16 protein-coding genes and 1 tRNA gene are annotated in these 13,291 nt (G+C 57.5%); 8 read left to right on the forward strand and 9 right to left on the reverse strand.

The window, feature by feature from the left end:
* Window positions 1–36: 36 nt before the first annotated feature.
* Complete coding sequence (locus tag GOV87_RS08695) at window positions 37–633, forward strand: histidine phosphotransferase family protein (RefSeq protein ID WP_171211499.1); 597 nt, start codon at window positions 37–39, stop codon at window positions 631–633.
* On the opposite strand, the gene GOV87_RS08700 is transcribed toward GOV87_RS08695, so the two are convergent.
* The 9 genes from GOV87_RS08700 to GOV87_RS08740 all read right to left on the reverse strand — a co-directional run bounded on the left by GOV87_RS08700 (window position 630) and on the right by GOV87_RS08740 (window position 7,620).
* Window positions 630–1,892 (reverse strand): glutamate-5-semialdehyde dehydrogenase, encoded by a 1,263-nt coding sequence (locus GOV87_RS08700; protein WP_171125065.1) that lies wholly within the window; start codon window positions 1,890–1,892, stop codon window positions 630–632. The genes GOV87_RS08695 and GOV87_RS08700 overlap by 4 nt on opposite strands.
* Window positions 1,893–1,917: 25 nt before the next feature.
* Window positions 1,918–3,024: a glutamate 5-kinase gene (proB, locus tag GOV87_RS08705; RefSeq protein ID WP_171121422.1), complete on the reverse strand. Its 1,107-nt coding sequence runs from the start codon at window positions 3,022–3,024 to the stop codon at window positions 1,918–1,920.
* The gene (gene obgE, locus GOV87_RS08710; protein ID WP_171125069.1) at window positions 3,012–4,046 is read right to left on the reverse strand and encodes a GTPase ObgE; all 1,035 of its coding nucleotides are present in this window, start codon (window positions 4,044–4,046) and stop codon (window positions 3,012–3,014) included. Before obgE ends, proB begins: the two co-directional genes overlap by 13 nt.
* A 37-nt stretch (window positions 4,047–4,083) precedes the next feature.
* Window positions 4,084–4,620 (reverse strand): GNAT family N-acetyltransferase, encoded by a 537-nt coding sequence (locus tag GOV87_RS08715; RefSeq protein ID WP_171211500.1) that lies wholly within the window; start codon window positions 4,618–4,620, stop codon window positions 4,084–4,086.
* Window positions 4,617–4,775, reverse strand: a complete 159-nt coding sequence (locus tag GOV87_RS08720) for a hypothetical protein (RefSeq protein WP_171121419.1) — start codon at window positions 4,773–4,775, stop codon at window positions 4,617–4,619. Before GOV87_RS08720 ends, GOV87_RS08715 begins: the two co-directional genes overlap by 4 nt.
* A 94-nt stretch (window positions 4,776–4,869) precedes the next feature.
* Window positions 4,870–5,139, reverse strand: coding sequence for a 50S ribosomal protein L27 (gene rpmA, locus GOV87_RS08725; RefSeq protein WP_010440093.1), 270 nt, complete (start codon window positions 5,137–5,139; stop codon window positions 4,870–4,872).
* 11 nt (window positions 5,140–5,150) lie between these two features.
* Complete coding sequence (locus GOV87_RS08730) at window positions 5,151–5,768, reverse strand: 50S ribosomal protein L21 (RefSeq protein WP_171211501.1); 618 nt, start codon at window positions 5,766–5,768, stop codon at window positions 5,151–5,153.
* 209 nt (window positions 5,769–5,977) lie between these two features.
* A complete protein-coding gene (locus GOV87_RS08735) occupies window positions 5,978–6,778 on the reverse strand; it encodes a DUF2059 domain-containing protein (RefSeq protein ID WP_171211502.1) in 801 nt (266 codons plus the stop codon).
* On the reverse strand, window positions 6,778–7,620 hold the full coding sequence (locus GOV87_RS08740; RefSeq protein ID WP_171211503.1) for a DUF2059 domain-containing protein: 843 nt from the start codon (window positions 7,618–7,620) through the stop codon (window positions 6,778–6,780). Before GOV87_RS08740 ends, GOV87_RS08735 begins: the two co-directional genes overlap by 1 nt.
* A gap of 124 nt (window positions 7,621–7,744) precedes the next feature.
* On the opposite strand from GOV87_RS08740, the gene GOV87_RS08745 reads away from it, so the two are divergent.
* The 7 genes from GOV87_RS08745 (at window position 7,745) to GOV87_RS08775 (ending at window position 13,289) form a co-directional block, all read left to right on the forward strand.
* Window positions 7,745–7,834, forward strand: a tRNA-Ser gene (locus tag GOV87_RS08745).
* A 177-nt stretch (window positions 7,835–8,011) separates the two neighbouring features.
* Window positions 8,012–8,470, forward strand: a complete 459-nt coding sequence (locus GOV87_RS08750; RefSeq protein WP_171121415.1) for a hypothetical protein — start codon at window positions 8,012–8,014, stop codon at window positions 8,468–8,470.
* A gap of 206 nt (window positions 8,471–8,676) precedes the next feature.
* Window positions 8,677–9,705, forward strand: coding sequence for an alcohol dehydrogenase catalytic domain-containing protein (locus GOV87_RS08755; protein WP_171211504.1), 1,029 nt, complete (start codon window positions 8,677–8,679; stop codon window positions 9,703–9,705).
* 75 nt (window positions 9,706–9,780) lie between these two features.
* Window positions 9,781–10,656: a branched-chain amino acid ABC transporter permease gene (locus GOV87_RS08760; protein ID WP_171121413.1), complete on the forward strand. Its 876-nt coding sequence runs from the start codon at window positions 9,781–9,783 to the stop codon at window positions 10,654–10,656.
* Window positions 10,657–10,660: 4 nt separating this feature from the next.
* Window positions 10,661–11,758, forward strand: a complete 1,098-nt coding sequence (locus GOV87_RS08765) for a branched-chain amino acid ABC transporter permease (protein WP_171211505.1) — start codon at window positions 10,661–10,663, stop codon at window positions 11,756–11,758.
* The gene (locus tag GOV87_RS08770) at window positions 11,755–12,519 is read left to right on the forward strand and encodes an ABC transporter ATP-binding protein (RefSeq protein WP_171211506.1); all 765 of its coding nucleotides are present in this window, start codon (window positions 11,755–11,757) and stop codon (window positions 12,517–12,519) included. The genes GOV87_RS08765 and GOV87_RS08770 overlap by 4 nt, the downstream gene beginning before the upstream one ends.
* Window positions 12,516–13,289, forward strand: coding sequence for an ABC transporter ATP-binding protein (locus GOV87_RS08775; protein WP_171211507.1), 774 nt, complete (start codon window positions 12,516–12,518; stop codon window positions 13,287–13,289). The genes GOV87_RS08770 and GOV87_RS08775 overlap by 4 nt, the downstream gene beginning before the upstream one ends.
* Window positions 13,290–13,291 lie beyond the last annotated feature (2 nt).

A 13,291-nucleotide genomic window follows, 5' to 3' on the forward strand; every position in this document is an offset into this window, starting at 1 on the left:
CTCCGGGTCCGGTGGCAGATACAGCAGGAGGTACGCATGAGCGCTACAGACGTCAACCTGGCCGAACTGATCGGCTCGCGGATCTGCCACGACCTGATCAGCCCAATTGGCGCGATCACCAACGGGCTGGAACTGCTGGAGATGGTTGGCGGCACGCAAGGTCCCGAGATGGAGCTGATCGCGGGCAGCGTGGGCAGCGCCGGGGCGCGGATAAGGTTCTTTCGTGTGGCGTTTGGCGCGGCCAGCGATCAGCCCTTGGGGCGGGCCAAAGTGTCGGAGCTGCTCAGGGATGTCGAGGCCGCTGGCCGCGTTCGGGTCAACTGGAACCAGACCGAGGCGGTGGCGCGCAGTCAGGTCAAGCTGGCCTTTCTGGCGTTGATGTGCTGCGAAAGCGCCATGCCCTTTGGGGGCGAGGTGACGATCCGCAGTGATGGGGAAATCTGGTCGGTGACGGGCGTTGGCGACAAGCTGAATCTGGACAGCGATCTGTGGAAGAACCTGCCATCGGGACGGTTTTCCAACAAGGTCACACCGGCTCAGGTGCAATTCGCATTGCTGCCCGCGGCCGCTGCTGCGATGGGGCGGCGGGTTGCAGCGGAAACCACCTCAACCCGCGTTACTATCCGGTTTTAGGACCGGGTCGTGCCGTTGCCGCGCACCAAATATTTGAAACTGGTCAACTGAGCCGCCCCCACCGGCCCGCGTGCGTGCATTTTACCGGTGGCGATCCCGATCTCGGCGCCCATCCCAAACTCACCGCCATCAGCAAATTGGGTCGAGGCGTTGTGCATCAGGATCGCGCTGTCGAGACGTTCAAAGAACCGGGCAGCGGCCTGCGTATCTTCGGTCATGATGCAGTCGGTATGGTTCGAGCCGTACTGACGGATATGCGCGATGGCCGCGTCGATATCCGCGACGGGCTTGGCGGCGATGATACTATCGAGGAATTCCTTTCCCCAGTCTTCATCGCTGGCGGCTTGCGTGCCTTCGACGGCCAAGGCCCCCTCGGCATGAACCTCGACCCCGGTGGCCAGCAAGGCGGCGATGACATCGTGGCCCAGCGTCTCGGCCACATCCTGATGGATCAGCAGGCATTCGGCAGCACCGCATATCCCCGTCCGGCGGGTCTTGGCGTTCAGCACCACGTCGAGCGTTTTGGCCGGGTCCGCAGCTTTGTCGACATAGATGTGCACGATCCCTTCGAGATGCGCAAAGACCGGTACGCGGGCTTCGCGTTGCACCAACCCAACCAGACCTTTGCCGCCGCGCGGGACAATGACGTCGACATAGTCGGTCATTCGCAACAATTCCTGAACGGCCGCCCTATCCCGTGTGGGGACTAACTGAATAGCGTCTTCGGGCAGGTTCGCGGCCTTCAATCCTTCGACCAGGCAGGCATGGATAGCGCTCGAAGAGTGAAAGCTCTCGGACCCACCGCGCAGGATCACGGCATTCCCTGATTTCAGGCACAAGGCACCGGCATCCGCCGTCACGTTCGGGCGGCTTTCATAGATGACGCCAATGACGCCGAGCGGTGTTCGCACGCGCTGAATGTTGAGGCCGGACGCCATGTCCCATTCGGAAAGAACCTCACCCACAGGGTCAGCCTGATCAGCCACGGTTAGCAGCCCATCGACCATACCTTGCACACGGGCTTCGTCCAGCATCAGACGATCCATCATGGCCGGGCTCAGGCCCTTTTCGCGCCCGAACTCGAGGTCTTTCTTGTTGGCTTCGACGATCTCTGCGCGACGTGCCCATACTGCATCGGCTGCCGCGATCAGGGCGGCGTGCTTACGCTCGGCACTGGCAAAGGCCAGTTCGGACGAAGCGGCCTTCGCCCGTGCACCGAGATCAGCCATCAGGGCGGGAATGCTGTCAAAATCCTTCATCTCAGGTGCCTTTCTCGTGTGTTTTTCATAGCGCCAGGTCGTCCCGGTGGATGAGAACAGCGCGGCCGGGATAGCCCAGCGTGGCTTCGATCTCTGACGACTTGCGGCCCTTGATTGCGTCCGCCTCTTGCGCGGTATAGCGGCTGAGTCCTTGGGCCAACCGCCGCGCCTGTGGGTCGATGATTGCCACAGGATCGCCGCGCCCGAAATCTCCGGTCACTTCGACGATACCCGCTGGCAGCAGGCTTTTGCCATTGCCAAGGGCCCTCGCCGCGCCCGCATCAACCACGATTTCACCACGCGGTTTCATGGCCGAAATCCAGCGTTTGCGCGCCGCGTGCGGATCGACCGTTGCGGTGAACCATGTGCAATTGGCACCATTTTCGAGTGTTTTCAGTGGGTTCAGTGGTGAACCTTCGGTGATTGCCATATCGCAACCTGCCGCCGTCGCCATCTTAGCCGCCAGCAATTTGGTTTTCATCCCACCCTTGGACAGGCCCGAACCGGCGTCACCCGCCATTTCTTCAATCTCTGGCGTGATTTCCTCGATCACGTCATAGCGTGTGGCCGAGGCATCCTGAACAGGGTTGCCGGTATAGAATCCATCCACGTCCGACAGCAGGATCAACTGATCTGCACCGACTGTAACGGCGATCTGGGCGGCCAGACGATCATTGTCGCCGTACCGGATCTCATCCGTTGCGACCGTGTCATTCTCGTTGACAATCGGCACCACGCCAAGGCTTAGCAATGTCTCAAGCGTCGCGCGTGAGTTCAGGTAGCGGCGGCGGTCGGCGCTATCCTCCAAGGTCACCAGAACCTGTGCTGTCGTAATATTGTGCGGGGTCAGCGCCTCTTCATAGGCGCGGGCCAGCCGGATTTGACCAACGGCGGCCGCGGCTTGTGATTGTTCCAGAGGCAGGGCATCCATAGGCAGCCCTAACACACCCCGCCCTAAGGCAATCGACCCGGACGACACCAAAATGACGTCAGTCCCCTGCCCCTTGAGCCACGCTACGTCCTGTGCCAGTGAATGCAGCCAATCTGAACGCAACAACCCTGAATTTCGGTCCACCAGCAAGGCGGACCCGATCTTTACAACCAGTCGTTTCGCCGACGTCAGGGTTGCCAAGGTGCGGCCTCCTCGGCGGGTTTGTGGCGCACGCGATTGTCGTCAATTTCGGCACGTAACGCACGCAGCACCTCGGTCACGCCCAGATGCGCAACACCGGACATGGCCATGACGGGGCCGCCCACCGCTTCTTCCAGTTCGGCTTTGGCTAGTTCTTGTTCTTCGTCATCTAGTGCGTCGACCTTGTTCAGCACCGTGATCCGAGGTTTCTCGGCCAGTTCTCCGCCATAGGCCTCAAGCTCGTGAATGATGGTGCGATAATCTTCGGCCACGGATTCCGAGGTTCCATCGACCAGATGCAGCAACACAGCGCAGCGTTCGACGTGGCCCAGAAAACGATCACCAATGCCGCGCCCCTCATGCGCGCCTTCGATCAGGCCGGGGATGTCGGCGACGACAAATTCCACGTTATCCACGCCGACAACGCCCAGATTGGGGTGCAGCGTGGTAAACGGATAATCCGCGATTTTGGGCCGTGCGTTCGAGGTCGCCGCCAGAAAGGTCGATTTGCCCGCATTGGGCATCCCCAACAGACCGACATCGGCGATCAGCTTGAGCCGTAACCAGATGGTGCGGTCGATCCCTGTCTGCCCCGGATTGGCCCGGCGCGGCGCCTGGTTGGTGGCCGACTTGAAATGCAGGTTGCCAAAGCCGCCATTACCGCCCTTGGCCAGCAGCACGCGCTGCCCGACCGAGGTCAGGTCGCAGATCACGGTCTCTTCGTCTTCGTCCAGAATTTCGGTCCCAACAGGCACGCGGAGGACGATATCATCGCCATCCTTGCCGGTACGCTGCTGGCCGCGGCCAGGCTGGCCGTTCTTGGCAAAGAAATGCTGCTGATAGCGGAAGTCGATCAGTGTGTTCAGGCTGTCAACAACCTCAACCCAAACGGAACCGCCTTTGCCGCCATCGCCGCCATCAGGGCCGCCATATTCGATGTATTTTTCGCGCCGGAAGCTGACGCAGCCGCCCCCACCGGCCCCGGACCGGATGTAGACCTTTGCAAGATCGAGAAATTTCATGTCTGTCCCCTACTGCAAAGGCCCCATCGGCCACAAGTCAGAGTTTCTTTGTATATGTCCAGGTGGGCACATTTGCATCGCGCGCCACCGAATAGCTTTCCGCATCGCCTAGATATTCAAACCCACAATGGGTCAGAACCCGCGCCGAGGCAGGGTTGTCCTGAAATACACTGGCGAACATGTTGGCGTTCTCCAACGGGTTGGAGTTTACCAACGCTTCTACAGCCAGCGAAGCGACGCCCGTGTTCCAGTAGACGGGCGCGACCCAATAGCCAACCTCGGATTGGTTGCGATCCAGTCGCGTCAACGAAATCAGGCCGATAAGCTCGGGGCCGCCATCCTTGGTCGCGTCCATGGCCCAAACATCCTCGTCCCGGTCATCAGACATGGCACGGGTCACAAAGGCTTCGGTCGATCCAGGCGGCAGCGGATGTGGGATTGCTGTCGTCATCCGCGCGACGCGTTCATCACCTGCATAGTGTTCAATGAGACCCATATCCGACCGGCGCAACGGGCGCAGGTCGAACCGCTCGGTTTCTATCACCGGCTGGTTTATTATTGTCTCAAGCTTCATGAGTGCGTTCCTCCTCCGAACAACACGTAAATTGCGGACGCAACAGTGAAACCAATTAACGCCCACATCAGATATTTGCGGCCCAGACGATCTTCAACCGCATGGGCAATCCGTCCCTGAAACAGGGGCGGTATGGTGCTTGCTGCGTGTGTCATCGGGCTCATAGATCAAAACTGTGTTAAAAACGAGAAAGGGGACCGGCATTTTCTGCCGGTCCCCCATTTATTTCTAAACCTTATGGGTTTCGGCTTACTCTGCGGCCTCCGCCACTGGCAGGACCGAAATAAAGGTGCGGTTCTTGAGTCCCTTATGGAACTTCACGGCGCCATCAACAGTTGCAAAGATTGTGTGATCCTTGCCCATGCCTACGCCTTCGCCCGGCCAGAACTTGGTGCCGCGCTGACGTACGATGATGTTGCCTGCGATGGCCGCTTGGCCACCATAGAGTTTTACGCCAAGGCGACGACCCGCTGAGTCGCGACCGTTACGGGAGGAACCGCCAGCTTTTTTATGTGCCATTCTCTCTCTCCTTAGCCTTTGGCCAGTTCTTTGGCCTGTTCAACCCATTCGGGTTTCACTTTGACGGTGTCGATAGCAGCAATCTGCTCGTCCGACAAGGCGGCCAGAGCGGCAAAGCTCTCGATACCAGCGTCGTTCAGCTTTTTGGCGGCGGCGGGGCCGACACCGTTCAGCTTGGTCAGATCGTCAGCGGCAGCAGCAGCGGGTGCTGCTGCTTTGGCTTCAGCTTTCTTCGCTGCTGGCTTTTTCGCCGCCGGAGCAGCTTCGCCAGCAGGCGCGGAACCGGTTGCGGCTTTGATGCCCGACTTGTCAGCGCCCGACGACAGGATGTCGGTGATCTTGACCAGAGTCAGTTTCTGACGGTGGCCAACGGTACGCTTCGAGCTGTGCTTACGACGGCGCTTGACGAACTTGATGACCTTGTCACCTTTGATCTGTTCGATCACTTCGGCCTGTACGCCTGCGCCTTCAACGAAAGGTGCGCCAACGACCGGAGCGTCACCGCCCAGCATCAGAACATCGTTGAATTGAACTTTTTCACCTGCGTCGGCAGCCAGCTTTTCAACGCGGAGGATATCGCCCGCCTGAACCTTGTACTGCTTGCCGCCAGTCTTGAGGACCGCAAACATTGCGTTTTTCCTTTGTCTAACCGCGTTCTGTGGTCCCCTTGCGGGCATTAATGGCCTCAGCCACCTCGAACAGCGCGCCCTTTTCGGGCTGTGTGACGACCCTTCGGGGTAACCCCTTAGGTCAATAATAACGAGACCCGGCGCGGAAAATCCGACCGGGATGCGCGCTTATCCATAGATTGAAGAGGAAAGTCAACATCAAATACGGTTTACAGGTCCGACCCGCTCAGGACATGCGAAACTGCTAGACCGAGGCGGTAATACACGTCGTCGTACATACGATTGAAGCCAAGAAAGAACGCATCATTCATAGCGCGGCCCGTGTCCGTTCGCGAGAATGCAATGTTTTCACGCATCTGTGCCTCGGTCAGTGGCTGATAGGCCAAAAGCAGGAAGGAATACAACCATGTAACGGTTTCCCGTTCAATGTTGTCTTTGTCGAGAAGCAATTGCTCAATCAAGTCAGTCCCGTCACCGCCAGCATCTTCTGTGAGTGCACGGAAAAAGTTGTAGTCGGCGTTTAGGGAACTCTGGACATTCTTTTCGATCAGGTCGTTGACCTCGATATATTCGTCAATCAGCCGATAAGATTGCGAGGATCGGTCGATTGCGAAATAGCTGTCCTGCGCCATTTCCTTGATGGTTTCGTCCTGAATTGCCAATCGCGCCGAGTTTTCAAGCGAAACAATCGTTTGACCCAAGTCGCTTTCAAAAAACACGATTGCGCGGTCCAACTGGCTGTCTGTCAGGGTTTCGAGGAAAGCCATGGAAATCTGATCATGTATCCAGTCCGGATTATAGATGTCTTCTATCTGGGTGTGAAAGTACTCACCGCCTGAGTTTCCCATAAAGGTTTCGTTCATCGTGTGTGCTTGCGCTTTACCTTCGCTTGTCAGGATGTCGACAACCTCGGACAGGCGCAGCGCCTCCATAAGGCGGTCCACTTTTTCTGCGGCACTCAGCGGAGTGATCCACAGCACAGCGACGAACAAAGTGGTCAAGAAGCGCATCAGATATCCTGTGCGGGATGTAGATCCGCCATTCGTACTGCCAGCACCTCGAACTTCATCGCCATGATTTCGTACTGAATCGCGTTTAACAATTCATATACTTCCTGCATCAGGGGGTCCTCCAACGCTTCGGCATAGGCGATCACCTCGTCGTCGGAAAAGCCTTGATAGGTGTACGCCGCGCCTGCCAGTGCGGAAAGCTGCAAAGCCTGTCGCATACCGATTTCGTTTTGCTGCATCATCTGGCGCAGTTCGTCGGCGCTAAGCTGAAGGTCAATGACGCCGGACGCGCTGGCGGCCAACAGGAATCGGACCTGGATTTCCTGAAGGGCGCGCAAAGCCGTACCACTGGCGTCAATGGCCGTGTTCATGCGTTTGAGGCTTTCCACCCTCTTGGATCCCTCCTGGACCAAACTGGAAACGATTTCCTGACCCTCAAGCTGTTTGGTGTCGTCATCCTCGATCATATGAGATTCGTTCTCGGCCTCGACCAGACGCTGCCCAAGATCCGAGGCATAGAACTCGACCGCGTGGTTCAGCGCATCGTCGCTGAGTGTTTGTTCCAATATCGACACGGCCGTTTCGTGCATGTCTTCGGTGTCAAAGACCTCTTCGGTCAGGCGTGTCCAGTCCGAGCCGAATCCCTCGGGGTCAATTCCCAGCATTTGCGGTGCCGACGCCGACGCCAGCGCGATGCTTTCCAATGCGACGTCGAAACCGGTGGTGGTTAGAAAGGCTTCGATCCGGTCCCTATCCGCCGCACCAGCCGGAAGGGACAGTGTGGCAAGCGTGGCAACAAGGGCTGAAATCGACTGAAAGGCAGAGCGTGCAGAGTGTATCATGGTATCAGAGCCTAGGCGTTTTACGCCAACAGGCAATGGAAAATCCCGTCAGATTGAATTTCAGGAATTTTCTGCTTGCACCCCTGCGCGTTCCTCACTAAATCCCCCCCTCACAGACCCCCGCGGAGAGGTGCCGGAGTGGTCGAACGGGGCGGTCTCGAAAACCGTTGTGGGTGCAAGCCCACCCAGGGTTCGAATCCCTGTCTCTCCGCCACTATCCCCAAATGTATTGTGCACTTTTTTGCCTTTGCGGCGCGATGTTGCCGGTGTTTCGCATGGGATCGGCGTTGCCCGGCTTAAACTCGCTTATTGATGACGTGGCCGAGGATTTCCCCTTGGATAATCCCTATCTTTAAGCCATCCCGGTTACACATATTCTGAGGAGATTTCGATGTCGCGTACTATCGTGTTAGGTGTAGTGGTCGCCGCTATTGGTGCTGGTATCTACTACTATTTGAATCAACCCGAGCCGACCCCAGCGGAACGGTTGCAATCAGCGGCTCAGGATGCTGGTGACGCCGTCAGTGACGCCGTGGAGTCGGTTACAGAACAGGCCTCTGACGCAACAGATCAAGCAGGTCAGGCAGCGGCGGACCTTGCAAATCAAGCTGGCGAAGAAGTGGCTGCTTTGGCAGAGCAAGGTCAGGATCTGCTGAATTCCTGGATCGAAGAAGGCACGCTGACGGTGCAAAATTTCGATTATGATGCGATGGTCGCGTCGGTCCAGGACAGCGCACTGGCGCAGGATATGAAAACGAAAGCCATATCCATTCTGGACGAAATCAAAGCCTCTCCTGAATTGTTCGCAGCAAAACTGCAGGAATTGCAGGCCTTGCTTCAGGGACAATAAAAAAAACGGGCCGCCAAATTGGTGGCGGCCCGATGCGTTGGCCGCGTGGCGAAGTTCCGTCAGGTAAGTCTCCTACAAAGTTGACGTAGCGCGAAACCTTTGTTTGGCTGACTGAAAGCCTGACACGTACCTGGAAGTGTTTTCGCGAAGTCTTGTCAAAATTTTTGGCACGGCGTGGAGATAACACCCAAAGAAGAGGATTTGCGATGGCCGCCCTGCCCTCTAAAATGTTTGCAGTCATTCAGACGCATGACGGCTATTCGGACACAGCGTCAGGACCATTCATTGATGATGCCGCCGATTGGCTTGCGGAAGCTGATCTACCGGTACCGGTACCCGGTCCCGGACAGGTTTTAATCAAGCTGCGGGCTTCTTCTGTAAATCCGTCGGATATCCATTTCATCAAAGGTGAATACGGCCAGCCACGTGTCAAAGGGACCGCAGCGGGGTTCGAAGGCTGTGGGGATGTCGTGGCAACGGGCACAGGCGCCGAGGCGTTACACGGGAAACGCGTGGCTTTTATTGCGGCGGGCGCTGGGGCTTGGGCCGAATATGTCGTGACACAGGCGCTGATGTGTATTCCGCTTCGACCAGATGTCAGTGACGAGGATGGATCGGCACAGATCGTAAACCCGCTGACCGCCATGGCCATGGTCGACATCGCCAAGAACTCGGGTGAGACCTTCATCGTGTCAGCGGCGACCAGCCAGTTAGGCAAGCTGATGTGCAGCTTGGGGCGCGACCTGGGGCTAAAGCCCATCGCGATCGTTCGTCGCGCAGATGCAGTTGAAGCGTTGAAATCCTTGGGAGCGCACGACGTGCTGGTTACCTCGGATCCAATGATGCTGGAGAAATTTTCCAAGCTGAGTTCTGAGTTGAAGCCACGGGTTTTTCTGGACGCAGTTGCTGACCAGATATCTGAGCAGATTTTTTGCGCCATGCCTAACGGTGCACGTTGGGTTTGTTATGGCAAGCTCAGCACGGAAACCCCGGCGCTGACGCAGACCGGCCAGTTAATTTTTATGGGAAAGCAGATTGAAGGGTTCTGGTTGACGAAATGGATGACCTCGACTCCGCCTGAGGATCAGATGCGCGTTGTTGGTGAAGTGCAGGCGCGTTTCGCTGACGGTCGCTGGAAAACGGATGTATCGCAACGGCTTCCTCTTAGGAACGTGGTGACGGGTCTGGCGGATGCGCTGAAAAAGGGTGACGGCAAGGTGATAATCGCGCCATAGTAGAACAAAGCTCTGAACAAAGGAGGAGGTTCGGAGCGCCAAAAATACCGGTTGAACCGGTAATGGGAGGTGAACTTGGATAACGCTCAGCTGTTGATCAGCGGGCTGGCGAACGGCTGTGTCTATGGCCTGATCGCTCTTGGCTTTGTTTTGATTTATAAGGCGACCGAAGCTGTGAATTTCGCGCAAGGCGATTTCATGATGCTGGGGGCTTTCGTCACCATCGGGCTTACAAATACCGAATATATGGGGCTTCCTTTCTGGATGGCGTTGCCGATCTCGTTGGGGATCATGGGTGCGCTGGGGTATTTGCTGGACCGGTTGATCATCCGAAGACTGTTCGGTGAAAGCCAGACGGCGGTTGTGATTCTGACTATCGCATTGGGCTTCGTGATCCGGTTTGCCGCGGGTTTGATCTGGGGGCACGAGCCGCAAACGCTGCAGAACCCTTTGGCCGGGAAAGAGGTCCGTTTTGGCGGCCTCGTGCTGGGGATGGAGGATGTTGCGGTTATCGTCGTCACAGTCTTGCTGACCTGGGGGCTATACATCTTCTTTAGCCGCACGAAGCTGGGATTGGCCATGCAGGGGGCATCGCAAAACCAGTTGGCGGCCTATTACATGGGTATCCCCGTCAAACGTGTTCAGGGGTTTATCTGGGGGCTGGCTGGCGTGGTCGCTGGTATCGCGGGTATCCTGTTTGCCGCCAAAGGTTCGGTCGATCCAACTACGGGCCTGCTGGGGATCAAGGCGTTTGCCGCGGCTGTGATCGGCGGGTTCGGCAGCCTGCCCGGTGCGCTGGCCGGAGGGTTGATCGTCGGCGTCATCGAGCCCTTTGCCAGCCGCTACATCGCTGCAGGATACAGCCAGATTGCACCTTATGCGCTGTTGCTGGCGGTGCTGATCTTCCGCCCCAACGGGCTGTTCAGTCAGGTTCGGGTCAAAAAGGTCTAGGCATATGCGGATTGTTTTCAAAACCAATTACATGCAGGATATCCGGCCTTGGAAAGACGGCTTTCAGCTTGGCCTTTACCTTGCTCTGCTGGCAGTGGTGGCGGCGGCCCCGTGGTGGTTGGACGACTTTTATCTGGGTGAGCTGACGAACGTCCTGATCTGGGCCATCGCCGGTCTAGGCCTGATGGTGCTAACGGGCCACACCGGGCAAGTTAGTCTGGGCCACGCGGCGTTTCTAGCTTTTGGCTGCTATGCCAATGTCATCCTGCTCGAGGCCGGAGTACCCTTCCTGATCGCTTTCCCGTTGGCCGGTGTCCTAACCGGCATCGCGGGCGTGACGGTCGCCATCCCTGCCCTGCGGTTGCACGGCATTTACCTCGCGATCTTCACCATGGCACTGTCGATTCTGATGGATGACGTGATCGTACTGGCCGAGCCTCTTACGGGCGGTGTCGGCGGTAAGTTCATCGGAGGCGTCGATATCTTTGGCCTGACGATCGACCGTTGGGGTACCCCGGTTCAATTCTTCTGGCTGGTCTTGGGCGTTACGGTTCTGGTCACGCTGGGCTATATCAATCTGCTGCGTGCACCTTTGGGGCGCAGCTTTATCGCGGTGCGCGACTCTGAAGTTTCAGCGCAGGCGATGGGTGTTGATATCGCGCGGACCAAGATGATCTCATTCGCGCTATCCTGCGCCGTCACTGGATGGGCGGGTGCGCTGATGGGGATGTTCTCGAGCGCGTTCAACAATGAAACCTTCAGCGTTGTAATCTCGATTCAACTGCTGATGATGATCGTGATTGGTGGGCTGGGGTCGATCCACGGCGCATTTCTGGGTGCTGTTGTTATCGGGTTCCTTCCGCAATTCCTGTCGATCTCAAAGGAATATGTGGGCGCTCTGTTCGGCGGCAATACCGTTGCTATTCCAGGGCTTGAGTTCGGCATCTTCGGCATGATTCTGATCGCCTTCATCTTGTTCGAACCGATGGGCATGTATGGCCGATGGCTGAAAATCCGCACATGGTTCGAACTGTTCCCCTTCTACCGCCAAGACATGTTCAAACGTCAGAAATCTTACCTCAAGACGGAGCGCCTGAGATGAGCTTGCTTGAGTTCCAGAACGTGACCCTGAAATTCGGTGGCCTGACGGCGGTGAATGACCTGTCCTTTGCGGTTGAGGAAGGCGAAGTCTTTGCCATCGTTGGCCCTAACGGCGCGGGCAAGTCGACCGTGTTTAACCTGATTTCGCGGTTCTACGATCCGTTTGCCGGGTCGATCCGTTTTGACGGGTATGATCTGCTGCAGGTCAAGCCCTCGGGCGTGGCGGCGTATGGCGTGGCGCGGACGTTTCAGAATATCGAATTGTTCGAACATGCGACTGTGTTGCAGAACCTGCTGGTCGGGCGGCATCGGCACCGCAAAACCAACCTGCTGTCCGAGGTGCTGTTCCTGCCTTCGGCTCGGCGGCAAGAACTGGAAAACCGCGAAAAGGTCGAGGAGATCATCGACTTCCTCGATCTGCAGGCCTATCGCGACAAGATGATCTCGGGCCTGCCCTACGGAGTGCGCAAAGTGGTCGAGGTAGCCCGCGCATTGGCCACCGATCCCAAGCTGCTGTTGCTGGACGAACCGGCCTCGGGCCTGTCGGTCGAGGAAACAACGGATATGCGCTGGTGGATCGACGATATCCGGCGGCAGATGGGGATCACGGTACTGATGGTGGAACATGACATGGGGCTGGTCTCGGGCGTGTCTGACCGGGTGTTGGCAATGGCCGATGGCTCGATGCTGGCGCTGGGGACACCGGCGCAAGTGCAGTCCCATCCGGCGGTGGTCGAAGCCTATCTGGGGAAAGCCTCATGAGCGCGCCGATCCTGACCATTCGCAATATCGAAAGCTTCTATGGCCCGATCATGGCCATTCGCGGCGTGTCGCTGGACGTACATCCCGGGCAGATCGTGTCGATCCTGGGCGCGAACGGTGCAGGCAAGACGACGCTGATGAAAACCGTGTCAGGCGTTATGGACCCAGAAAAGGGCAAGATCACCTTTGACGGCGACGAAATCCAAGGATCAGAGCCGCATAAGGTCGTGCAAAAAGGCATCGTCCATGTCCCCGAAGGACGCGAAGTGTTTCCGCTTCTGACGGTCGATGAAAACCTCAGCCTCGGGGCCTATACGGCGACGGATAAGGGACAGATCGACCATGACCGCGAGCTGGTGTTTTCGTACTTCCCGATCCTCAAAGAGCGCCGCAATCAAGAGGCCGGAACCCTGTCGGGCGGACAGCAACAGATGCTGGCAATCGGGCGTGGGCTGATGGCGAACCCGAAGATCATGCTGTTGGACGAGCCCTCACTAGGGCTGTCGCCCCTACTGGTGCAGGAGATTTTCGGCATCCTAAAACGCCTTAATGACGAGCAGAACATGACCATGATGCTGGTCGAGCAGAACGCCAACGCTGCGCTGGAGCTAGCGCATCATGGGTACGTGATGGAGGTCGGGCGCATCGTGATGGATGGCGACGCAGATGTCTTGATGAAATCCGAAGACATCCAGAATTTTTATTTGGGCGTTCAGGAAGAAGGCGCGCGGGAAAACCGCCGCTGGAAACGCAGAAAGACTTGGAGGTGAGT

The sequence above is a fragment of the Ruegeria sp. HKCCA5426 genome (assembly GCF_013034585.1).
Lineage (GTDB): Bacteria > Pseudomonadota > Alphaproteobacteria > Rhodobacterales > Rhodobacteraceae > Ruegeria.